The sequence below is a fragment of the Natrinema sp. LN54 genome (genome assembly GCF_052439245.1).
GTDB lineage: Archaea > Halobacteriota > Halobacteria > Halobacteriales > Natrialbaceae > Natrinema > Natrinema versiforme_A.
Map to the genome: position 1 here is coordinate 268594 of NZ_JBQVRP010000002.1, position 20495 is coordinate 289088.

The 20495-nt window shown below is 65.6% G+C and carries 26 protein-coding genes; 10 read left to right on the top strand and 16 right to left on the bottom strand.

The genetic code is table 11. The features are described from left to right. Window positions 1-3: 3 nt before the first annotated feature. Complete coding sequence (locus tag ACT4ML_RS06475) at window positions 4-318, bottom strand: HalOD1 output domain-containing protein (protein WP_444720123.1); 315 nt, start codon at window positions 316-318, stop codon at window positions 4-6. Between the two features lie 340 nt (window positions 319-658). Between ACT4ML_RS06475 and ACT4ML_RS06480 the strand changes: the two genes are divergently transcribed. After that, a complete protein-coding gene (locus tag ACT4ML_RS06480) occupies window positions 659-1609 on the top strand; it encodes a formyltetrahydrofolate deformylase (protein ID WP_138246005.1) in 951 nt (316 codons plus the stop codon). A 55-nt stretch (window positions 1610-1664) separates the two neighbouring features. Here the strand turns inward: ACT4ML_RS06480 and ACT4ML_RS06485 are convergent, their stop codons facing one another. Then, complete coding sequence (locus ACT4ML_RS06485; protein ID WP_444720124.1) at window positions 1665-1835, bottom strand: DUF7576 family protein; 171 nt, start codon at window positions 1833-1835, stop codon at window positions 1665-1667. Window positions 1836-2008: 173 nt separating this feature from the next. Continuing rightward, a complete protein-coding gene (locus ACT4ML_RS06490; RefSeq protein WP_444720125.1) occupies window positions 2009-2416 on the bottom strand; it encodes a DUF2267 domain-containing protein in 408 nt (135 codons plus the stop codon). A gap of 162 nt (window positions 2417-2578) precedes the next feature. On the opposite strand from ACT4ML_RS06490, the gene ACT4ML_RS06495 reads away from it, so the two are divergent. Continuing rightward, a complete protein-coding gene (locus ACT4ML_RS06495; RefSeq protein ID WP_175416437.1) occupies window positions 2579-2749 on the top strand; it encodes a hypothetical protein in 171 nt (56 codons plus the stop codon). 64 nt (window positions 2750-2813) lie between these two features. Here ACT4ML_RS06495 and ACT4ML_RS06500 read toward each other — a convergent pair whose 3' ends face one another. The 3 genes from ACT4ML_RS06500 to ACT4ML_RS06510 all read right to left on the bottom strand — a co-directional run bounded on the left by ACT4ML_RS06500 (window position 2814) and on the right by ACT4ML_RS06510 (window position 4617). Beyond that, entirely contained in the window at window positions 2814-3020 is a 207-nt protein-coding gene (locus ACT4ML_RS06500; RefSeq protein ID WP_444720126.1) for a hypothetical protein, read from the bottom strand. Window positions 3021-3159: 139 nt separating this feature from the next. Next, the gene (locus tag ACT4ML_RS06505) at window positions 3160-4179 is read right to left on the bottom strand and encodes a phosphoribosylaminoimidazolesuccinocarboxamide synthase (protein ID WP_444720127.1); all 1020 of its coding nucleotides are present in this window, start codon (window positions 4177-4179) and stop codon (window positions 3160-3162) included. A gap of 150 nt (window positions 4180-4329) precedes the next feature. Beyond that, entirely contained in the window at window positions 4330-4617 is a 288-nt protein-coding gene (locus ACT4ML_RS06510) for a hypothetical protein (protein WP_444720128.1), read from the bottom strand. 144 nt (window positions 4618-4761) lie between these two features. On the opposite strand from ACT4ML_RS06510, the gene cofH reads away from it, so the two are divergent. Then, window positions 4762-6141 (top strand): 7,8-didemethyl-8-hydroxy-5-deazariboflavin synthase subunit CofH, encoded by a 1380-nt coding sequence (gene cofH / locus ACT4ML_RS06515; protein WP_444720129.1) that lies wholly within the window; start codon window positions 4762-4764, stop codon window positions 6139-6141. An 81-nt stretch (window positions 6142-6222) separates the two neighbouring features. Here cofH and ACT4ML_RS06520 read toward each other — a convergent pair whose 3' ends face one another. Next, window positions 6223-6864: a cyclase family protein gene (locus tag ACT4ML_RS06520; protein ID WP_444720130.1), complete on the bottom strand. Its 642-nt coding sequence runs from the start codon at window positions 6862-6864 to the stop codon at window positions 6223-6225. A gap of 113 nt (window positions 6865-6977) precedes the next feature. Here ACT4ML_RS06520 and ACT4ML_RS06525 point away from each other — a divergent pair, with 113 nt between their 5' ends. Both ACT4ML_RS06525 and ACT4ML_RS06530 read left to right on the top strand, forming a co-directional pair. After that, window positions 6978-7736, top strand: coding sequence for an SDR family NAD(P)-dependent oxidoreductase (locus ACT4ML_RS06525; RefSeq protein ID WP_444720131.1), 759 nt, complete (start codon window positions 6978-6980; stop codon window positions 7734-7736). Between the two features lie 60 nt (window positions 7737-7796). Next, window positions 7797-8249 carry a nucleoside deaminase gene (locus ACT4ML_RS06530; RefSeq protein ID WP_444720132.1) on the top strand — a complete coding sequence of 151 codons (453 nt, stop codon included), beginning with the start codon at window positions 7797-7799 and terminating at the stop codon, window positions 8247-8249. Between the two features lie 48 nt (window positions 8250-8297). Here the strand turns inward: ACT4ML_RS06530 and cofG are convergent, their stop codons facing one another. From cofG to ACT4ML_RS06550, 4 genes are all read right to left on the bottom strand, one after another. Continuing rightward, entirely contained in the window at window positions 8298-9461 is a 1164-nt protein-coding gene (cofG, locus tag ACT4ML_RS06535) for a 7,8-didemethyl-8-hydroxy-5-deazariboflavin synthase subunit CofG (protein ID WP_444720133.1), read from the bottom strand. Window positions 9462-9528: 67 nt separating this feature from the next. Then, window positions 9529-10251, bottom strand: coding sequence for a 2-phospho-L-lactate guanylyltransferase (gene cofC, locus ACT4ML_RS06540; protein WP_444720134.1), 723 nt, complete (start codon window positions 10249-10251; stop codon window positions 9529-9531). A gap of 144 nt (window positions 10252-10395) precedes the next feature. Further along, window positions 10396-11580 carry a tubulin/FtsZ family protein gene (locus ACT4ML_RS06545; RefSeq protein ID WP_444720135.1) on the bottom strand — a complete coding sequence of 395 codons (1185 nt, stop codon included), beginning with the start codon at window positions 11578-11580 and terminating at the stop codon, window positions 10396-10398. Window positions 11581-11811: 231 nt separating this feature from the next. Continuing rightward, complete coding sequence (locus tag ACT4ML_RS06550) at window positions 11812-12783, bottom strand: complex I NDUFA9 subunit family protein (protein WP_444720136.1); 972 nt, start codon at window positions 12781-12783, stop codon at window positions 11812-11814. 102 nt (window positions 12784-12885) lie between these two features. On the opposite strand from ACT4ML_RS06550, the gene tmk reads away from it, so the two are divergent. From tmk to ACT4ML_RS06570, 4 genes are all read left to right on the top strand, one after another. After that, on the top strand, window positions 12886-13491 hold the full coding sequence (tmk, locus tag ACT4ML_RS06555; protein WP_444720137.1) for a dTMP kinase: 606 nt from the start codon (window positions 12886-12888) through the stop codon (window positions 13489-13491). 94 nt (window positions 13492-13585) lie between these two features. After that, window positions 13586-13816 carry an Lrp/AsnC family transcriptional regulator gene (locus ACT4ML_RS06560; protein ID WP_138245990.1) on the top strand — a complete coding sequence of 77 codons (231 nt, stop codon included), beginning with the start codon at window positions 13586-13588 and terminating at the stop codon, window positions 13814-13816. Window positions 13817-13953: 137 nt separating this feature from the next. Continuing rightward, window positions 13954-14721, top strand: a complete 768-nt coding sequence (locus tag ACT4ML_RS06565; protein WP_444720138.1) for a potassium channel family protein — start codon at window positions 13954-13956, stop codon at window positions 14719-14721. Continuing rightward, the gene (locus tag ACT4ML_RS06570; RefSeq protein WP_444720139.1) at window positions 14721-14951 is read left to right on the top strand and encodes an Lrp/AsnC family transcriptional regulator; all 231 of its coding nucleotides are present in this window, start codon (window positions 14721-14723) and stop codon (window positions 14949-14951) included. The genes ACT4ML_RS06565 and ACT4ML_RS06570 overlap by 1 nt, the downstream gene beginning before the upstream one ends. A gap of 729 nt (window positions 14952-15680) precedes the next feature. Here ACT4ML_RS06570 and ACT4ML_RS06575 read toward each other — a convergent pair. Further along, window positions 15681-16211: a DUF5813 family protein gene (locus ACT4ML_RS06575; protein WP_444720140.1), complete on the bottom strand. Its 531-nt coding sequence runs from the start codon at window positions 16209-16211 to the stop codon at window positions 15681-15683. 197 nt (window positions 16212-16408) lie between these two features. Between ACT4ML_RS06575 and ACT4ML_RS06580 the strand changes: the two genes are divergently transcribed. Further along, window positions 16409-16597 (top strand): hypothetical protein, encoded by a 189-nt coding sequence (locus ACT4ML_RS06580; protein ID WP_444720141.1) that lies wholly within the window; start codon window positions 16409-16411, stop codon window positions 16595-16597. On the opposite strand, the gene ACT4ML_RS06585 is transcribed toward ACT4ML_RS06580, so the two are convergent. The 4 genes from ACT4ML_RS06585 to ACT4ML_RS06600 all read right to left on the bottom strand — a co-directional run bounded on the left by ACT4ML_RS06585 (window position 16575) and on the right by ACT4ML_RS06600 (window position 20493). Next, complete coding sequence (locus tag ACT4ML_RS06585; protein WP_444720142.1) at window positions 16575-16964, bottom strand: DUF7522 family protein; 390 nt, start codon at window positions 16962-16964, stop codon at window positions 16575-16577. The genes ACT4ML_RS06580 and ACT4ML_RS06585 overlap by 23 nt on opposite strands. Window positions 16965-17056: 92 nt before the next feature. Further along, window positions 17057-18349, bottom strand: coding sequence for an O-acetylhomoserine aminocarboxypropyltransferase/cysteine synthase family protein (locus ACT4ML_RS06590; protein WP_444720143.1), 1293 nt, complete (start codon window positions 18347-18349; stop codon window positions 17057-17059). Between the two features lie 103 nt (window positions 18350-18452). Continuing rightward, the gene (locus tag ACT4ML_RS06595; RefSeq protein ID WP_444720144.1) at window positions 18453-19466 is read right to left on the bottom strand and encodes a sodium:calcium antiporter; all 1014 of its coding nucleotides are present in this window, start codon (window positions 19464-19466) and stop codon (window positions 18453-18455) included. Window positions 19467-19725: 259 nt separating this feature from the next. After that, a complete protein-coding gene (locus ACT4ML_RS06600; protein ID WP_444720145.1) occupies window positions 19726-20493 on the bottom strand; it encodes a hypothetical protein in 768 nt (255 codons plus the stop codon). Between the last annotated feature and the right edge of the window lie 2 nt (window positions 20494-20495).

Consider the following 20495-nt stretch of genomic DNA (forward strand, 5'->3'; position numbering starts at 1 on the left):
CGATTACGCCGCTCGCGCGACGACGATGTCGCCCGTCGCGTGAACGGTGACTGTGTACGCGTCCAACTGGAATGATACCTGCCCGGTGCTTCGGCTCGCGGCGCTGTTCGCCGGCGCGAAGAGCGCCTCGAGGCTCTCGGGATCGATCCGGTCGTAGAGTCGTTCGACGTCGGTCGGGTCGTTCCCGGAGAGTTCCGCAACCGTCGAGACGATCGTGGTCGTCAACGACTCCGTCCCCTCCCAGTCGTGCGAGACGAACGCCGTCTTCCGTTCGCGATCGATTCGTGATCGGCCGTGGTCGTCCGGTGTTACTGTCATTGTATTCACCTACCTATTAGCGACTGTCACGCCGCGTGACTAAACAGTCGTACCACAGACCACCGTATAAATCCCTGTCAGACATATTTCATTCTCCTGTACGACAAAATAAACGCGTTCACGTGACGGGGGCGGGGTCGATTCGGGGCGTCTGTCATACGTCTTCCAACAAGTATCTCGTACTCACGTCGTCGCTCGGCGTGATCTCCCGGTGTGCTCCGTCTCTCGAACGGAATGCGTGCGATTCGCACGGCCCTCTACGGAAAGCAGGACTTTTAGCCGCCCGCGGACTGCACTCCGTCGTGATGAATCGCGATTCGCTCGAGCGGAGGTGGAAGCGTTGACGACCGACGTAACCGAAATCACGGTGATCGGAGACGACGACACCGGGCTGGTCGCCAACGTGACCAGCCTCCTGTTCGAGCGCGGGATCAATATCGAGGACCTCGATCAGGCGGTCCGCGACGGCGTCTTCCGGATGTATCTCGCCGTCGATACCTCCGAGATGGTCTGTACGGAAGCGACGCTCCGGGAGGACCTCCGCGACCTCGGCGACGACCTCGACCTCGACGTCCAGGTCCGGTTCCCCGCCGACCGGGAGACCCAACAGATCGCCGTCCTCGTGACGAAGGAGAGTCACTGCCTCGAGGCGCTGTTCGAGGCGTGGGCCAACGACGACCTCGGCGCGGATATCGGCGTCGTGATCGGCAACCACGACGATCTCCAGCCGCTGGCCGAGCACTACGACGTGCCGTTTCACGACATCGGCGACGAGGGCGGCCAGCAAAACGAGGATCGACTGCTCGAACTCCTCGCGGAATACGACGTCGACCTGATCGTCCTCGCGCGGTACATGCGCATTCTGAGCCCGAACGTCGTCTTCCGCTACGAGGACCGGATCATCAACGTCCACCCCTCCCTGCTGCCGGCGTTTCCCGGCGCGGAGGCCTACCGACAGGCCGTCGAAGAAGGGGTTCGCGTGGCCGGGGTCACCGCCCACTACGTCACGACCGACCTCGATCAGGGTCCGATCATCACCCAGCGCGCGTTCGACGTCCCCGACGACGCCGACTTGGACGTGATGAAACGCCGCGGCCAGCCCCTCGAGGCCGACGCCCTGCTCGAGGCCGTCCAACTCCACTTAAACGGCGACGTGTCGGTCCACCGCGGCCGAACGTCGGTCCGGGAGAACGGCACCCAGTACCAGCTCGGCCTGCCCGAGGAACTCGACGAGTTCACGCCGGACCGGCCGGTCGACGGCATCGGCAGTGCGGTCGCCGAAGACAACTGAACGCGCGGCTTTTGCGGTCGGTTTCGGTGACTACAGCGAAGAACTAGTCCGGCGCTCAGGCGGACGTCGACGACTCCCACTGCTCGAGACAGTCGTCGGTACAGAAGTGCCGGTAGACGGTCGTTCCGTCCTCGACGGTCGTCACGACGCGCTGTTCGGAGGACGGTCCTACGGGATTGCCACACTGTCGACAGTCGGGTGAGTCGTCGTCCGTCGAATCGGTCATCGGTTGACAGGTGGACCGAGGCCCACTTGAACGAATCCATTGCGGCGTATTCGGCCACGGTCGGCGAATCCGTTCGCCCGGCCGGCAACCCCGAAACGGCACCGGTTGGCGGCTCGATGACGACGACTCGGTATTGACCGTCGCTTTCGGCCCGCTCGAGTCGTTCAGACCGTTCAGACGTTCTCGCGGTCGACCGTCACGCCCTCGAACAGCGGATCGAGGTCGTCGTCGAGTTGGGCCTTCAGGTCCTGCAGTTCGCCGTCGGTCAGCGCGACCGCGAGGGCGTCGGTCACCGCGTCGGCGTACTGTTCCGCGTCGTCGGGCTCGACGTCCGTCCCGCGGAGTTGTTCGCTCACCCGTTCGACGAAATCGTCCCGGTCGTAGCCGGCGGCGTCGTGATCGGCGTCCTCGACGATCCCGGCCAGTTCGTCGGGGAGCTGTGCGGCGACGTTCTCGGCCTCGCCGCCGGTCAGCGTCTCGGCGAGCGTCGCCATGACGGCCTCGGTCGCGGCCTGCGCGCGATCCGTCGTGTCGAGGTGGCCCGCTTCCTGTACCAGTCCGTAGAACTCGCTTTCTTGCATGGACGGCGCTTCGCCGGTCAACGCCATCGGGATTGGGCACTCAGTTGCAAGCCGTCATCGCATCTCCATCGTCGGCGGACAGCGACTCGAGAGGACGAGCTCGCGGGCAACGGCTATACGTAAATCAAAAAACATATCGTGTGCTACGTGAGAGATATCGTAATGGACGAGTCAGGGATCAAACTCCGCCTGAATCTCATTATCGCCCTTCTGAGTGCCGTCCTTCTCGTACTGCTTCTCCCGATTCTTTCCCCCCAGATCGTCTTTATCGGGATCCTATTGGTCGGCATCGGGTTTCCCGTCCTCTTTCTACTCGTGATGCTCCTGCGGTAGGATCGGACAAGCGCCTAGCCACTCGTGTTGCGGAGACGAACGACGAGCAAAGAAAACGGGGGACTCAGTCGTCGTTCGGTTCGGCGTTGGCCGCGGCCGACGACACGTCCTGCTGGCCGATCCACGACGAGGAGAACAGCGGTGCGACGGCGAAGCCGACCATCACGAGCATGAACAGGGCGAGCACGGCGCTCGAGACGGCTGCGATCCCGCTGGTGAGACTGAACAGGACGATACTCGTTGCGGCGCCACTGGCGATAGCAGGGGTCATTTGCGTTCGTTCGACCGTGGTTCGGCCCTCAATATGAGGGTTACTTTCTTCGCTACGGATTGTGGAACGATAGCACAGTTCACGGTGTGCGATCCCGTCGAGTTCGGGACTGCGGTCGGCAAGCGCCGGTCGAGCCGTCTCAGAGCCGCCGAACCGCACCGATCGCGCTCGAGAGCGGCGGCGCGTCGAAGAACTCCTGGCCGGTGTAGGCGTTGGCACCCGCACAGTACAGGTCGCGAGCGGTCTCGAGGACACCGTCCTCGAGGGATTCCGGTTCTTCGTCGCAGAGCGACTTCCAGTCGGCGACGTTCTCTCGTTTGGCCTCGGCCTTGGCGGCGTCGACGGCTTGGACCCACTCGGGTTGGGTGCGCTTGTGGTACTGGCGGAGCACCTCCTTGGAGAGCTGGGTGCCCTCGTAGCTGAAGCGGTTCTCGTCGAACGTGCCGACGACGTCGCCGACGCGAATTTCGCCGCCGTAGTAGAGACACTCGATCTTGCCGTCCTCGTGGACCAGCCCGGCCGAGTCGGCCTGTTCGGTGACGATCCGGTTGACCTCGCGGGCGAGGGACTCGAGGTCCTCGATCGCTGCCTTGCCGGCGATCGAATCGGCCTCGTCGCGGTCGAGGTGGCGGTCGCTCTCCTCGTACTTCGTGGTGAACTCGACGATCGGGTCCTCGAGGTCGACGGCCTCGTCGGGCCAACTCTCGAACGCGAGGCCGTGGTCGGCGGGGTCGGTCCGATCCCGCAGGCTCGAGCCGACGGGGACTCGATTGCGGAAGACGATCTCGAGGGGGATCAGGTAGTTCTCGCCGGCTGCGTCGTGGTAGCTGTCGTAGTCGTACTCGCGGCCCTCGTGGGGAAGCTCGGGCACCTGCGTGAGATCGATGGCCATCTCCCACGGCGGGTGGGACGCGTCCTCGAGCGGGATGACGTCGCCGTTCTCGACGACCCCGCGGTAGTGGGTGGGGACGCCTTCGGCCTCGAGCAGTTCGAAGTTGAACGCACCCATCGTACAGAGGCTCGCGCCCTTCTGTGGGATCTGGTCGGGCATCTTCCCCCAGTCGAACACCGAGTAGTCGTCGGTGAAGACGAACGAGCCGCGACCGAGGTCGTCGGCGGTCGCCGCCTCCTCGATGCGGAACTCTTTGACGCTCGTCATTCGAGACACCCCAGACCGTGTCCGCTCCCGCAGTTCATATCCCAGTTGCCGTGGCCGGACCGTAAGAAGGTTTCAGTATCGCGCGGGAGACCGCTGATCGGCGGCGCGAGCGCATGACTCGTGTGCGAACCGACGGATTCGTCCACACTCTCAGTCGTCCTCGACGGTCGCGAGCAATTCTTCGGCGTCCTGCTGTAACGATCCCTCGAGCCCGTCTTCGACGAGGGTTCGAAGCGTCGAATCGCACTGGGGCGTCGCGAGTGCCTCGAGGGCCTGCCGGCGATACTGATCGGCCAAGTTCTCCCGGCGGACGAGCGCCGCGAGTTCGTCGCACTCGTTTGCCGTCTTCAGTTCGCGAATCGCATCGGTTCGCCGCCCGTCGGCGGCTTCGTCGTCGAGGGCGAGGTCGATACATTCCTCCGGCGTCCGTGAGCTCATATGCTTGCCTTCGCTCGCCTCGCGGATAGCTTCGGGACCTGCGAACTCCGAGTTGTCTCGAGCGAGCCGCGGCCGGAGACGCCGGGGCGGACGGCGGTTCCTGATCCATCATGCTTTTCTCGCTGTACGGGTATCGTTACGTCGATGGAGCGACCGGTGACCGAGGCCGACCTCACGTTCGATCACGTTCCCGAGACCGACCAGTCCTTCGAGAACGCACTGGCAAAGGCGCGCGACGGCGAGCGACTCGCGGTCGACGACGCGATCGAGTTACTCACCACGGGGACCGAGAGCGAGGGGATCGACCGGAAACGCAAGGAGCGCGTGCTCGAGGCGGCCGACCGCCGCCGGGCCGAGCAGGTCGGCGAGGAGGTCACCTTCATCGCGAACCTGAACAACAACGTGACGACGGCCTGTAACGTGGGCTGTCTGTTCTGTAACTTCAAGGACGCCGCCCACACCTTCGAGAGCGAGACGGAGATCGAGACGGCCGGCTTCACGAAGACGCCCGCGGAGTCCCGCGAGATCGTCTCCGATGCGGTCGACCGGGGGATCTACGAGGTCACGTCGGTCTCCGGGCTCCACCCCGCGTTCGCGCTCGACGAGGAACACCGAGCGATCCTCGACGATCACCCGAACCCGAAGGAAGTCAACTACAAGCCCCCCGAACGGTACGACACCAGCCCGGGCACCTACACGGACCAGATCGCGGCGATGAGCGTCGACGGCGTCCACGTCCACTCGATGACGCCCGAAGAGGCCTACCACGCCCGCCGGGGCACCGACTGGTCCTACGAGGAGGTCTACCGGCGGCTGAAAGACGCCGGCCTCGACACCGTTCCCGGAACCGCGGCCGAGATCCTCGTCGAGGAAGTCCGCGACGTGATCTGCCCGGGCAAGATCGGCACCGAGGACTGGCTCGAGGCCATGGAGGCCGCCGCGAACGTCGGACTCGGGATGACGGCGACGATCATGTACGGCCACGTCGAGAACGAGGCCCACCGCGCGCTGCACCTGAAACGAATTCGGGACTTGCAGGACCGGACCGGCAACATTACGGAGTTCGTCCCGCTCTCTTTCGTCCACCAGAACACGCCGCTGTTCGAACACGACGTGGTCTCGAGCGGCCCGAGCATCGACGAGGACGAACTGCTGATCGCCGTCTCGCGGCTGTTCCTCGACAATATCGACCACATCCAGTCCTCGTGGGTCAAGTACGGTGACGAGCAAGGGTTGAAGATGCTCAACTGCGGGGCCGACGACTACATGGGAACGATCCTCTCCGAGGAGATCACCAAACGAGCGGGCGGCGGCTTCGGCGAGTTCCGCTCGTTCGAGGACTACGTCGAGATGATCGCCTCGATCGGTCGCGTCCCCGTCGAACGCTCGACCGACTACGAGCAGCGGCGCGTCATCGATCCCGACGACCCGCCCTTCGGCCCTCGACTCGGGCCGAAGGCCGACGGCACGCCGCTGCTGACTCGAGCGGAGCGCGAGGAGCGAGCGGTTCCGGCCGACGACTGAGCGGCTGCCGGTCGGCGACGGCCGATACCCGAACGAACCGGAGAGACGGGTGCCTCGAGCCGGCGCCGGAAGGAGGCAGTTCTATTCCATGCTTTCGACACCGACGGCCCGCACCGGCGCGCCGTCGCTCGAGAGCGCCAGCGGATACGCCCGGAGTTCGAAGCGATCCCCGACTGACTCGAGGTTCGTCAGGTTCTCGAGGATCAACCGCTCGTCGCCGAGCAGCGCGTGGTGTGCCTGAAACCCCGCTGGCTCGTCCTCACCGGCGTTTTCCGTCGGAGTTGGATCGGGGTTGAGCGCGTCCACGGCCACGTCGAACTCACGCTCGACGCACGCCTCGGCCGCTGCCGGCGAGAGGTACGGATGCTCGAGGTAGCGATCGGTGTCCCAGTGGGCGTCCCAGCCCGTCCAGAACGCGGCGAGATCGGCGTCGACGGCCGGAACCCGGTCCGCCGGGATCGGCTCGCGGGCCCCGAGATCGCGGCAGTCGATCCGGACCGCGTCGACGGCGAACCGCTCGAGCGGGAACGCCTCGAGAGTTTTTCCGTCGGGTTCGGTGTGGGCGGGCGCGTCGACGTGGGTTCCGGTGTGGCTGCCACACTCGAGGGCGTCGACGCGGACGCCGTGGTCCTCGTGGGTCGTGTGCCGCCGGACGGCGACGGCCGGGTCGTCCGGGTACGTCTGCATCCCGGTCTCGATCGGGTGGCTCAGATCGACGTGCATACGCGGTATCCGTGGGTGGAGGGGGATAACGCTGTGTGCTCTCGAGTCGCCGCCCGCGCTCGGGCTCCGATTACGGGGCGATGATTTATGATGATACTTAATAACATGTGAATATGCGACTCGAAGGTAAGTCAGCATTTATCACGGGTGCGGGCTCCGGTCTCGGCCGGGAGACCGCCGAACTGTTCGCCGAAGAGGGCGCGACGATCGTCGCGGCCGATGTCGATCTCGAGGGGGCCCAGGAGACGATCGACCGCGTGGAGAGCATGGGGCGGGACGGGACCGCACTCGAGTTAGACGTCCGCGACGCCGACGCGGTCCACGCGGCGGTCGACGAGGCGGTCTCGGAGTTCGGCCTCGATATCATGGTGAACAACGCGGGCGTGAGCCACGAGCGCGCGAAGATCGAGGAGATCGCCGAGGGCGAGCGCGACCGAGTCATGGACGTGAACGTCAAGGGCGTCTGGAACGGCTGTCACGCCGTGCTGCCCCACTTCAAGGAGCAGGGGTCGGGCGCGATCGTCAACACGGCGTCGCTGGCGGGCGTCATCGGCGCGCCGGAACTCGGCGCGTACTCGCTGTCGAAGGGCGCGGTCGTCAACTTCACGCGGACCGTCGCGGCGGAGGTCGGCCCGGCCGGCGTCCGGGCGAACGCGGTCTGTCCGGGCGTGACCGACACCGCGATGCCCCGGAAGAACTACACCGAGGAGGAGTGGGCGGCGAGGAAGGAAGAGCTATCGAGGTATTATCCGCTCAAGCGCCTCGGCGAGCCCGAGGACATCGCGAACGCGATGCTATTTCTGGCCAGCGACGAGGCCGACTGGATCACCGGGCAGGCGCTGGTCGTCGACGGCGGCTTCTCCTGTACGTAACGCCTCGCTCGAGTGCCCCTCGAGGGGAAGCGTTTCGGAATCGGCGGTCGAACGGCCGCTATGGCCACCGACGAATCGTACGTACGGCAGGCGATCGATCTCGCGGAATCGGCGGTCGACCACGGCAACACGCCCTTCGGATCCCTGCTCGTCGTCGACGACGAAGTCGTCCGGACTGCGGAGAACACCACCCTCACCGACGACGATATTGCCGCCCATCCGGAGTTCGAACTAGCCCGATGGGCCGCGAGCGAACTCGAGCCCGACGAGCGCGCATCCTGTACGATGTACACCAGCACAGAGCCGTGTCCGATGTGTGCGAGCGCGATCGTCTACGCGGGGCTGGATCGGGTGGTTTACAGCGTCTCCGTCGACTCGCTCGCAGCTGTCCGCGACGACGGCGTGATCGAAATTCCCTGCGAGGAGGTGGTCGACCGGGCAAATGGGTCGACGAATGTGGAGGGACCGGTGCTCGAGGACGAGGGACTCGCCGTCCACGAGGACTACTTTTAGTCGTTCGACGACCATCCCGGGTCGCCAGCGGACCGCGCTGCCGTTCGGTTAGTCGGCAGTCGCTGCCGTCTCGTCCCGGAGCACGGACCGGTAGCGCCGGCCGGCCGAACCGTCGCCGCCGAGCGCGTCCCGAATCGTCGGCGAAATCCACTCCCGGTCGCCGTCCGCGCCGTCGGCGAGGGTGCCGTCGAACCCTGTCGTCCGCAGATCTGCGGGCAGGAACCGCTCGTAGACCGGGAGCCGTTCGCCGAGTGGCACGCCCGCGTGGTCGGCGATCTCCTCGAGTTCGCGCAGCGCGGGCCACTTGTACTCGGGGTTGATGTGGTCGTCGGTGACCGGCGAGACGCCGCCCAGATCGTCGACGCCGCAGTCGATCAGGTCCTTCGCGGGGGCGAGGTTCGGCGGGACCTGCACGGAGACCGCCTCGGGGAGGGCGACGCGGGCCATCGCCGTCACCTGCCGCATCGTCGCGAGATCGGGCGAGCCGTCAGACCAGCGCTCGTTGTCCACGACCGGTTGGACGATCACCTCCTGGATGTGGTCGTAGCGCTCGTGTAACTCGCGGATCGCCAGCAGGCTCTCCGCGCGGTCGCGCCAGTCCTCGCCGATCCCCACCAGAATCCCGGTCGTGAAGGCGACGTCCAGTTCGCCCGCGTTTTTCAGAGTCCGGAGCCGCTGGCCGGGCACCTTGCGCCGCGGTCCCGCGTGTGCGCCCACCTCGGCGGTCGTCTCGAGCATCACGCCCATGCTGGCGTTGACGTCCGCGACGGCCGCCAGCTGCTCGCGGGTCTGATCGCCCGGATTCGCGTGGGGGAGCAGTCCCTCCTCTAAGGCCACCTCGCACGCCTCCCGCAGGTAGGTGTGGATCGAGTCGTGGCCCCACTCCTCGAGTTGCGCGTGAATCTCGGTGTAGCGCTCGTCGGGGTCGTCGCCGAAGGTAAACAGCGCCTCCGTACAGCCGGCGTCGGCCCCGCGCCGGCAGATTTCGCGGACCTCCTCGAGCGAGAGCAGGGAGGCCTGTCCCGGCGGGTCGAAGTAGGTGCAGTAGGTACAGGTGTAGCGACAGGCCGTGGTCAGCGGGATGAAGACGTTTCGGGAAAAGGTCAGTGACGGCGGTGCCTCGACGTCGCTCGGGCTGGTCTGTAACAGCTCGTCGACGGCTCCGTCGTCGACCGCGATATCGACGCCGTACTCGCTCGCCCCGGGAAACATTACCTCTGGATGTCGTCGCTCGGCACATAAGGCCTTCCCTCGACGTGATCGCCTCGAGCGCGACCGATCACTTCCTCGCGCGATCCTCGCTCCGGGCGATGTCGACTCGGCCGGCTCGATCGTCGAGTTCGAACCCCAGCTCGCGGAGCCGAGCGGGTGCGCGGTCGCCCTCGCGTCCGTGGACGAGCACCTCGACGAGATCGGCCGGCTCATCGATATCGGTCGCCAGCCGGAACGAGTCGATCGTCTCGAGGGTGGCCCCGCTCTCGCGGGCGATCTCGCAGTGGTCGAGATACGAAGTGCCGTGGTAGTCCACGCGGAACTCGGGATGACCGACAACGAGCGCGTTCGTTCCGCCGCCACGCCCCGGTGCGATCGCGATGTCGGCAGCAGTCGTCAGGAGTCGCTCGAGCGCATCGGGGGTCGCCAGCGCGAGGTCGGCCATGACGACGGCGACGGGTTCGCGGTCGGGAGCAGTGGCCGCGTCGTCGCTCTCGCTCTCGCCATCCTCGTTCCCGTCAGTCCCCGGCAGCCGCGCGTTGACCGCGTCCGTCAGCGACCGGTCGTCGACCGTGATCGATGTCGACGCGGCGACCTCGCTCGAGAGTTCGAGATCCTCGAGCGCGAGCGGCGCGGTCGAGACGATCGTCGGCTCGTGGCCGGCGTCGACGATCGCGCGCAGGACGTCTGCGAGCATGGCGCGGGCGACGGCCGACCGCTCGGCCGGCGTGAGTACTGACTCGAGGCGAGTTTTCGGCGTCTCGGCGGCGAACGGGACGACGACGCGCATCTGAATCTAGTTGCGGTAGTCCGGGCGCGCTCAAAAACACGTCGGAATGCGACCGGTTCCCCCCGGAGACACGTGTGCTCCGATCTCGTGCCCCCCGACACGAGTGCGACCGCTCGCGGCGTCGAAAACCGAAAGAACGAGGGCCTAGAACAGCGGCTCGAGTTCGTCCTCGTCGTCTTCGACGAGTTCCTCGAGGTTCTCTTCGCTCTCCTGCTGGATGTCGTCGATGTTGTCCTGTGCCTCGATGGCCACCTGCTGCAGGCGCTTGATCCGGGGAACGTTCGTCACGCCGGAGAGCAAGATCGCCGCGGCCACTTCGGGCTCCTCTCGCGGGAAGTCGCCACCGCGAACTTCCATGCTTCCCGTTTCCTCCTCGAGCCACTTGCGGCCGCGTTCGATGCCTTTCCGGTTCAGGTACTCCGAGGGACCGGAGAGCACGAGCAGGGCGCGCTCGGTGCCTTCGATCTCGCAGGGGAGCGTGAGCCGGCCGAGCGCGGCCTTGCGGACGAGGCTCGTGATGCGGTTCGTCGTGTTCGCGGCGTCGAGGTCGTCGTCCGCGCCGCCACCGTCGTCGCCGGTGAACCGCGAGAGGAGGCCGCCGCCGGAGTTCAGTTCGACCTCCTCGCTCGCGAAGCCGACGGTCGAGACACCACCACCGGAAAGCGTGTTGATGATCTCCGAAGAGTCGACGACGCTCTCGGCGACTTCCTGTCCGTCGCCGACTTCACCGGCACCGAAGAGGATGCCGAAGCGACGGACGATTTCCTCGTTGATCTGCTCGTAACCGCCCTCGACGGACTCGCCGGTCTGTCGCCAGGAGTCGTTGTCGAAGACGAGCAGGTTGTCGACCTCGCGGACGAACGTCTGGAAGGATCGCGCCGCGTTGAGCGTGTAGATCCCGCCTTCGTCCGTACCCGGCAGGACGCCGAGCCCGTAGACGGGGATCGTGTAGATTCGCTTGAGGTGTTTCGCGAGGACGGGCGCGCCGCCCGAGCCGGTGCCGCCGCCCATCCCCGAAACGATCAGGAAGGCGTCGACCTCGTGGGTCGGGATCGAGTCGATGGCGTTTTGGACCTCGTCGATGTCCTCCTCGGCGACTTCCGCGCCGAGTTCGTTGTCAGCACCCACGCCGTGGCCCTTTACCCGGGCCTGGCCGATGAGTACGCGGTTCTCCTGTGGAATATTGTCGAGACCGATGAGGTCCGCTTTCGCGGAGTTGACGGCGATTGCCGCCCGGACGATTCCGCTGTTCGTCCGATCGTCGTAATCGAGGAATCGATCGACGATTTTGCCACCAGCCTGTCCGAATCCGATCATCGCCAGCTTCATTATTTGTCAGGGGGCTCCGTTGAATTGGTAACAGTGCGATGGAGGATATAAGTCTTGTGCTAAACTGACTTTCTCTAGTCGCATACTATTCGGGCTAATCGCAGGACTGAGGCGGTATTCGAGCGGGTATTCCGCTCCGGAAATCACTGCTTACTCGGCCTACAGATGTTTTTTATGTTACGTATATCCGGCGAGTGCAATCGCGCGCGATACCTGTGATCGCGGCCGCAATCAGGCCGTTTCTGCCGGTTTCGCCCGGTGGCGGGTCCCCTCGAGACCGAGATACGAACCGAGCGTTCGCAACGCCGTCGGGTCGCGGCCGAACGCGGTCACGTCGTTGTCGGCGACGGTGTTGTCGAACTCGAGCGACCGGCCCTGATCGGGGCCGAAGGGAACGAACGGCAGCGAGTCGATCGCCGAGAGGCCGAGTTTCGCCAGTTCCATCGGGATCGGGACGATCGTGACGTCTTTCCCCTCGGCCGCGTACACCAGTTCCGTCACGTCCGCGAGCGTGGCGATCTGCGGCCCGCCGAGTTCGTAGATTTCGCCGACGTGGGCGTCATCTGCTCGCGAGCCCTGCTCGCTCGCTTCCGAGGCGCTTCGCGCCTCGCTACCTTCAAGCGCGTCGGCCAGCATCGGGACGAGGTCGCCGACCCAGATTGGCTGGAACCGGGTCTTCCCACCGCCCGGCAGCCCCGTCACGTACGGCGTCGTCAGCGTCTTCGTGAACTCGACGAACTCGCCGCCGTCGCCGAAGACGACCGACGGGCGAACGATCGTCCACTCGAGCGCCGACTCTCTGACCACCGCCTCGGCCTTCCCCTTGGCACGGATGTAGGCGGTCTCGCCGTCGGGATCGGCACCGAGCGCGCTCAGTTGGAGGAAGCGATCGACGCCGGCGGCCTCGGCGGCGCGGACGAGGTTCGCCGTGCCCTCGAGGTGAACTTCCTCGTGGCTCGTTCCCTCGGGCGGTTTGTAGAGCGGCGAGAGCGAGACGAGGTTCACGACGGCGTCGTGGCCGACGACGGTGTCGGCGATCGAGTCGTAGGCGCTGACGTTTCCCAGAGCCGACTCGACGCCGTCGGGGAGGCCGGCGTCACCCGGAGACCGCGATAGCGCCGTCACCTCGTGGCCGCGCTTGGCCAGTTCTTCGCAGAGATTCGTTCCGATGAATCCGGTGCCGCCGGCGACGAGGACCTTCATACCCGAGAGATGCAGGTACAGCGATAAATAGGTGTGCGGCGACACTGTTCGGTGTGGCCGGCGTTCGACGGATTGTAATAGGAACCGCCACGAGGTGGGACCATGCTCGTCACGCTCGAGGGACTGGACGGCAGCGGCAAGACGACGGTCTGGGAGGCCTTACACGAGCGCTATCCCGAGGCCACGTTCACGCGGGAACCGACGGACGATTCGTGGTACGGCGAGGTCGTCTACCGCTCGATCGAGGACGACGACGCCGACCCGCTGGCGGAGCTGTTCCTCTACACCGCCGACCACGCCGACCACCTCTCGCGCGTGATCGAACCCGCCCTCGAGCAGGACAATCTCGTGATCTCCGATCGCTACTCCGACTCCCGATTCGCCTATCAGGGCGCGACGCTCGCGGCGGCCGAGGGCCACGATCTCCCGGACCCGCTCGAGTACGTCATCGACATCCACGAGCCGTTCTCGATCACCCCGGATCTGACGATCTACCTCGACCTCGACCCCGAAACCGCCGCGATCCGCGCGGGGACGACGAACAAGTTCGAGCGAGCCGAGTACCTCGAGTCGGTCCGGGACAACTACGAACGGCTGATCGAGCGCGACCCCGACCGGTTCGTCCGCGTCGACGCGACGCAGTCGCCGGCGGTAGTACTCGAGTCGGTGACGGACGCGCTCGCGTCGGCGGTATCCGACTCGAGCTAACCGCGTCCTACCGGTTTTCCCTGTTCGTGACGCCACCTCCCGACCATCGGTTCGGGCAAAGGCTTTAGTCGTGATAGACTGTACCACACTTCCGATGGTCCACGCGTTCATCATGGTGAAGACGGCCGCCGGAAAATCCGAGGGGCTGCTCGCGGAGATCGACGGCCTCGAGTCGGTCGCCGACGCCCACATCGTCGCGGGCAACTACGACATCATCGCCGAGGTCGACGCACCGGAGGTCTACGACGTGCTTCAGACCGTCTCCTCGAGCATGCAGGGACTCAGCGGCGTCACGGAGACGAAGACGTACATCGCGATGGGGTAGGAGACCGAGACCGGCGCGGCGGGCGTCTCGATCACGGGCTCTCCACCGCCGCTTTCGGTGCTCGAGCGACGGCGTTGCATTCGATACCATGGTAATCGGGCGCAAACTTATTCACCGGGGCGAGCGTACCCCAGTACATGCGGTTCGTGATTATCGGGGCTGGACGGGTCGGCCTGCGCACAGCACGCGTCTTGCGTGACGAGGACCACGAGGTGACGATGGTCGAACGCGACGAACCGACGCGCAGACGGGCCCGCGATCAGGGCTTTACCGTCGTCGACGGCGACGGCTCCCGCGAAGACATTCTCGAGGAGGCCGGCGTCACCACGGCCGACGCCGTCGGCGCACTGACCGGCGACCTCAACGTCAACTTCACCGCCTGCATGATCGCCAACCACTACGGCTGTCGGACGGTCATGCGGATCGACGAGGCCTACCGCGAGGGCATCTACCGCAAGTACGCCGATCAGGTCGACGAGATCATCTACCCCGAGCGACTCGGCGCGATCGGCGCGAAAAACGCCCTGCTGGGCGGGACGATACGGGCCATCGCCGACATCGCCCCGCACCTGCAGGTCGTCGAACTCACGCTCACCGACGCGGCCCCCGTCAACGGCTACACGATCAGCGAACTGCAACTGCCCGCCGACGCGACCGTCCTCGCGTTCGGCAAGCGCGACCAACCCCTCGGCATCCCGACCGAAGACCTCTCGCTCGAGGACGGCGACCGACTCGTCGTCCTCGCGGACTTCGACGTCCTGAGCGAGGTGCGCCAACTGTTGGTCGGCGAAACGGCAACCAAAGCGGCCGCGAACGCGGGCACGGGCTCGAGTTCGGCGGCGACGGAACTGTTGGAGGGAGAGGCGGATTCGGAGACCGACTCCGACACCGGAGGTGTCAACTGATGGTTACCGCGTTTATCATGATCAAGGCGAACACGGGCGAGGCGGATCGGCTCAAAGACAGCATTGAATCCATCGACGGGGTCCAGTCGGCCCACATCGTCGCTGGCGACGTCGACCTCATCGCAAAAACGCAGGTCGAGACGCCGGCCGCAGTCAAGGAGATCGCGGCCACCCACATTCAGGCCATCGAGGGCGTCGAAAACACGCAGACGTACATCGCGATGGATTAAGAACGAAATTTTCCTCTGCGGTCTATCGCGAGCGAAGCGCTGAGCGCTTCGCTCGCGATGTCCCTCGGCAAAATTTCGATCAAAAGCACTCCTCCTTCCGTTCCGAGCGCACAGCGCTCTCCACATCAGTCGTCGGCCCGCTCGCTCGTTTCACTCGCTCGCGGTCGGCGACTTGCAACGGCCTGCCCTCCCCCGGGGTGCACGGCTCTCGCGTCTGCTCGAGCCGCGCTCCTGGCCACAGCGGTCGTTTGATAGTCCAACACTAGAACTTATCAACCAAGTAGACTACCTTCCAAATATGGTACAGAGACAACACAAAGCAATTCTTGGAGTCGCGATGGTTCTGTTGGGGCTCGTTCAGGCAGGTTCGTATTTCGTAGATAGCGAATGGCAGTTCGCCGTGTTCGGTCTCTTATACGCTTGCATCGGAATAGGGTATCTCTGGGCTGAGGTCTATACTGCTGGTGGGTAGTTGCAACCGGCGCAACGAATGATGGACTCCCACTAATGTTGCATCAGAAATCGAACAGTTCGGAGAACCTGAGCGCCGCTGTTCACCGAGCGCTTCGCGTTCGGGCCGACGAGTGACCACTGGGAGCGAGGAAGGCTTTTAATCGAATTTTTGTCGAGGTGCGCCGCAGGCGTACCCGTGGTTCGAAAGACGCCTCTGGTGTCTTTCGTCATCACGAGAGAGCGAAGCTCTCTCGAACGACAGCGCAAAACTTCGTTTTAGAGCGGCATGCCGCCGCTGCTGCCGTCGCCGTCCGCGGCCTGCTGACCTCTGTCCTGGGCGTTCTCGAGCAGCGTCGCCGCTTCCCCCTGATAGTCGTAGCCGGGGATGATTCCCTGTGCGAAGGTGCCTTCGACGAATTCGATCAGGGCCTTGGCGTCTGTGACGCCCTCGCCGGCGTCCCACGCAGTGTATTCGAGACGGACGCGGACTTCGTTGGCGTCGCGTTCGACGACCGGTTCGTCGTGGGTGCTCGTCTGTGCAACGGTGAAGACGTCCTCGAGTCGGCGCTCGAGAGTTTCGAACCAGCCGTTTTCGACGGGGTCGGCGACGACCTCGTCGGCGACGGCGGCGTCGAGCGTCGGGAGGAAGACGGTGACGCGGAATCGGCCGTCTCGTTTCCCCTCGGCGTCGTCGGCCGTGATCGTGGTGTCGAAGACGGTCGTCGCGAGGGCGTAGCCGTCGTCGGTCCGGTCGAACGCGTCGTGCGACTCGAGTTCGCGCGCGATGGAATCTGGAAGGTCGCTCATTGTCGGACGAACGGGCGTGGCGGAAAAGGGTGTTACGTTGTCCCGACTACGGACGGATCGATTCGTAGGAAACCGCTACAGCGGGGCCATCGGGTGTGGCTCTCGGGGTCGCAGCGGCACTGTTTCACAGGGAAGTAACGTGTTTCTACCGAAAATGGCCCCCATTACTACAAGGGAAACCGTCCTCTATCGACGGCATGAGTCTGGACAGACACGCCGCGGAACGTCGTCGCTTCGCTCGCCTCCTCGGAACGGACGGCGACCACGGCTCCGGCCTGCCGATCGGCGGGCGGGACGCCGACAGCGAGGAGGACGACCGAGACGCGGCCGACCGCGACGACGACCGCTCGAGCGACGACGCTGCTACGCCGTCTGCCGATCGGTAAGGAACGAATCGAGTGCCGTCGCGACTTCTTCGAAGTCTTTGACCGTCAGCCCGTCAGTCGTGGCGAAGACGCCCTCGCTGTCGTTGGTCACGCGAATGAGGAAGCCGTTCTCGAAGACCCGGATCGTGTAGTCGTATCCACCGAGTTCCGACCCTTCGTAGGCCGTCTGCGTGGTCTTGAAGCCGCGCCACTCGTGGCCGATGAACGTCGAGAGGTCGGCGTCGCGCTCGAGGTCGTCGCGGAGGTAGAGCTGCTCGAAGTCGTCGCGCGTAAAGTAGGTGACCGAACGGAGGCTGTCGCCGATGGCCGTTCGACAGGTCGCGACGATCTGCTCTGCTGCCTCTGACGTGAGTATCCCAGTCGGCATACGTGGGACCAGTCGGTCTCAGCGAACTTAACCGCGAGGGCTACTCACAGCGCGCTGAAACGGTCGCCAGCAGTCGCGGCGGCGCCTGCGAGTTACACCTGCTCGATCGCCCGATCGAGATCCGCGATCACGTCGTCGACGTCCTCGATCCCCACCGAGAGTCGCACGAGGTCGTCGGTGACGCCGCCGGCCAGTTTCTCCTCCTCGGTGAGTTGCTGGTGGGTCGTGCTCGCGGGATGGATGATCAGCGTCTTCGCGTCGCCGACGTTCGCGAGCAGGCTCGTGAGGTCGACCTCGTTGCAGACCGTCTCGGCGGCGTCGTAGCCACCTTCGAGGCCGAAGGTGATCATGCCGCCGTAGCCGCCCCCGAGGTACTTCTTGGCGTTCTCGTGGGTCTCGTGGCTCTCGAGGCCGGGGTAGTTCACCCAGGAGACTTTCGAGTGGTCCTCGAGGTACTCCGCGACGGCCATCGCGTTCTCGCAGTGTTTCTCCATGCGCAGGGGCAGGGACTCGAGTTTCTGCAGGGTGACCCACGCGTCGAAGGGTGCCTGCTGGTTGCCCAGGTCGCGCAGGCCGCGGGTGCGGGCGACAACCGAGAAGGCCGCGTCGCCGAAGGTCTCGTAGAAGTTCACGCCGTGGTAGGCCGGGTTCGGCTCGGTGATCTCGGGGTAGTCGCCCTCCGGCCACGGGAACGAGCCGCCGTCGACGAGCACGCCGCCGACGGTCGACCCCGCGCCGTGGATCCACTTGGTCGTCGAGTTCCAGACGAGGTCCGCGCCGTGCTCGAGCGGGCGGCACAGGTACGGCGTGGCGAACGTGTTGTCGACGAACAGCGGCACGTCGTGGTCGTGGGCGATGTCGGCGATCCGTTCGATGTCCGGCGTCACCAGCGCGGGGTTGCCGATCGTCTCGAGGTGGACGAACGCGGTGTCGTCGTCGATGGCCTCGGCGTAGGCCTCGTAGTCGAGCGTATCGACGAACTTCGTCTCGATCCCCCGCTTTTCGACGGTGTGGGTGAGGTAGGTGTAGGTCCCGCCGTACAGCGACGACGAGGAGACGATGTTGTCGCCGACTTCGGCGAGGATGAACGTCGCGAGGTCGAACGCGGCCATCCCCGACGAGGTGGCAAGCGCCCCGACGCCCCCCTCCAGCGTCGCGATGCGCTCCTCTAACATCGCGTTCGTCGGGTTCATGATCCGCGAGTAGATGTTGCCGGCCTCCTCTAACCCGAAGAGGGCGGCGGCGTGGTCGGTGTCCTCGAACTGGTAGGAGGTGGTCTGGTACAGCGGCGGTGCCCGGGCACCCGTCGTCGGATCGGGCTCCTGTCCGGCGTGGACGCTGTTCGTGGCGAACTGACGCTCGTCGGAATCGGGATCGTCGCTCATACCGGTCTATCAAACGGGAACTGGTAAAGCTATTAGGCGAATTCGTTCGGTTCCCTTGGGTTATCGATCGAACTGTCTCCGGGGCGGATTCCAGTAGCCTCCCTCAGAGTCCGAGCACGCTGACGACCCGCAGACTCTCGAGGACGAGCCACACGACGAACAGTCCGTAGGTCACCAGTAGTGCCCACGCTTCCCGACGGGAGAGGTACATCCCGGTCCGCGAAATCGCGAAGAACGTAATCGTCGCGAAGACCAGAAACCCCATCATCGGGACGATGTACGCGAAGTTGATCGTCAGCGATCCCTTCACGAGGACGCCGATGGGGACGGCGACGAGCAGGTCGAACGTGTTGCTCCCGAGGACGTTCGCCAGCGTGACCGTCGGTCGATCGGCCCGCGCCGCCGCGAGACTGACGAACGCGTCGGGCAGGCTCGAGCCGGCCGCCACGACGGTCATCCCCCAGAGGAACGACGGCGTGCCGAACGCGTCCCCGAGCCCGATCGCGGCGCGGACGAGCGCCTCGACGCCGACGACGATGAGCACCAGCCCAAGCACGAACCGGAGCCACGTCCGGACGAGAGCGATCGACTCGTCGTTCGGCTCGTCGCTCGCCGCGGCGTCGAGGTACTGGGTGAACAGGTAGAGCCCGTACAGCGCGAGGGGAAACAGCGCGAGCGGCCTCGAGACGGCCCCTCTGATGAGGCCGTCGGCGCTGTCGACGGGGTTGTAGATGACCGCGAGCGAGAACGTCAGCAGCAACGCGGCGACCGCGAGCATGTAGAACAGCGACTCCTTGTAGACCAGTTCGCGCGTCGTGTCGATCCCGCCGCCGACGAGGATCGCGAGCCCCGGGATTACGAGAAGGTTGAACACCGCCGAGCCGACGATGGAGCCGACGCCCAGTTCGAGCTCCCCGTGGAGCACCGTCGCGAGCAACACGCTCGCCAGTTCGGGGGTGCTCGAGCCCACGGCGGCGACGATCGCCCCTTGGACGACCAGCGGGAGCCCGTACGCGGCGGCGAGTGCGTTCGCCGACTCCTCGAGCCAGTCGCTGCCTTTCCAGACGACCGCCGTTCCGACGGCGGCGAGCGCGAGCAAGGTGAGGATATCGATCATCGCTGACCGCCGGCGGCTCGCCGGCGAAACCGGTTCGGAGCGGTCGTCCGCGCTCTGTCGTCCGTCGGATCGTCGCTGTCCCCGTTCATACTGTCCCCGTCATCGTCCGGACGTGTAAACGTCCCTGACTATCGCCGGGACGTGCGTTCCGAAAATAAAATCGGCCGACGCGACAGGTCCATCGTCGTCGTCCGTTCCGCCTCGCCGGCACTCGAGCGACCGGCGCGACCGAGTCGGCCGAAAAAACGCTCGACCAGCGTCAGCGCGACCGCGCGAGCAGGGCGACCGCGAGGGCGGCGATCACAGCGACCGCGGCGCCGCCCGTGAAGCCGGGGACCGAGTCCAAGCCGTCGGATCCCGTCCCGTCGTCCGAGTCGCCGGTCTCGTTCTGTGACGCCGACCCGCCGTCGACCGTGAGCGTCCCCGCCTCGAGCGACGGTTCGATGCGGTCGCCGCCGTCCGCGTCGATCTGTAGCTCCGTCACCTCGAGCGCGGTCGACCCGGCGTCGGTGCCGTTCACCTCGATCGTCGCGAGCGTCACGTCGCTCGCGCCGGGGGTCACTTCGTCGGTGAGGTCGGCGGCCTCGACGGTGATCGACTGGCCGTCGGCGCTCACTGCCGGGTCGGTCGTCGGAGTGTACCGGTCGGGGTAGCTGGCGTTCGCGACGGTCGCGGTTCCGTCGTCGCCCGACAGCTCGACGGTGAGTTCGAACCCGGCGAGGCCGTCCGGTGCGTCGGTGAGCGCGAGCCGGTGGGTCGCCGTCTCGCCCGATTCGACGGCCGCGTCGTCGACGACGAGGTCGGGTCCGGCGGCCGTCGGCGTCGCGGTCGCAGTCGCGGCTCCCGCGTCGGCGGCCGCCATCGAAGCGATCGGGACGACCGCCACGCCGATCGCAAGTGTGACGAGGAGCGCCGCGACGGGCCGTTTCCACCGTCGCGAAGGGGTCGCGTCCCGGTCCGATTCGTCCGTCGGTGTGCGTCCCCGGCCCGTCTCGTTGACTGCCGGGTCAGCGTCGTGCCGTGCCATCG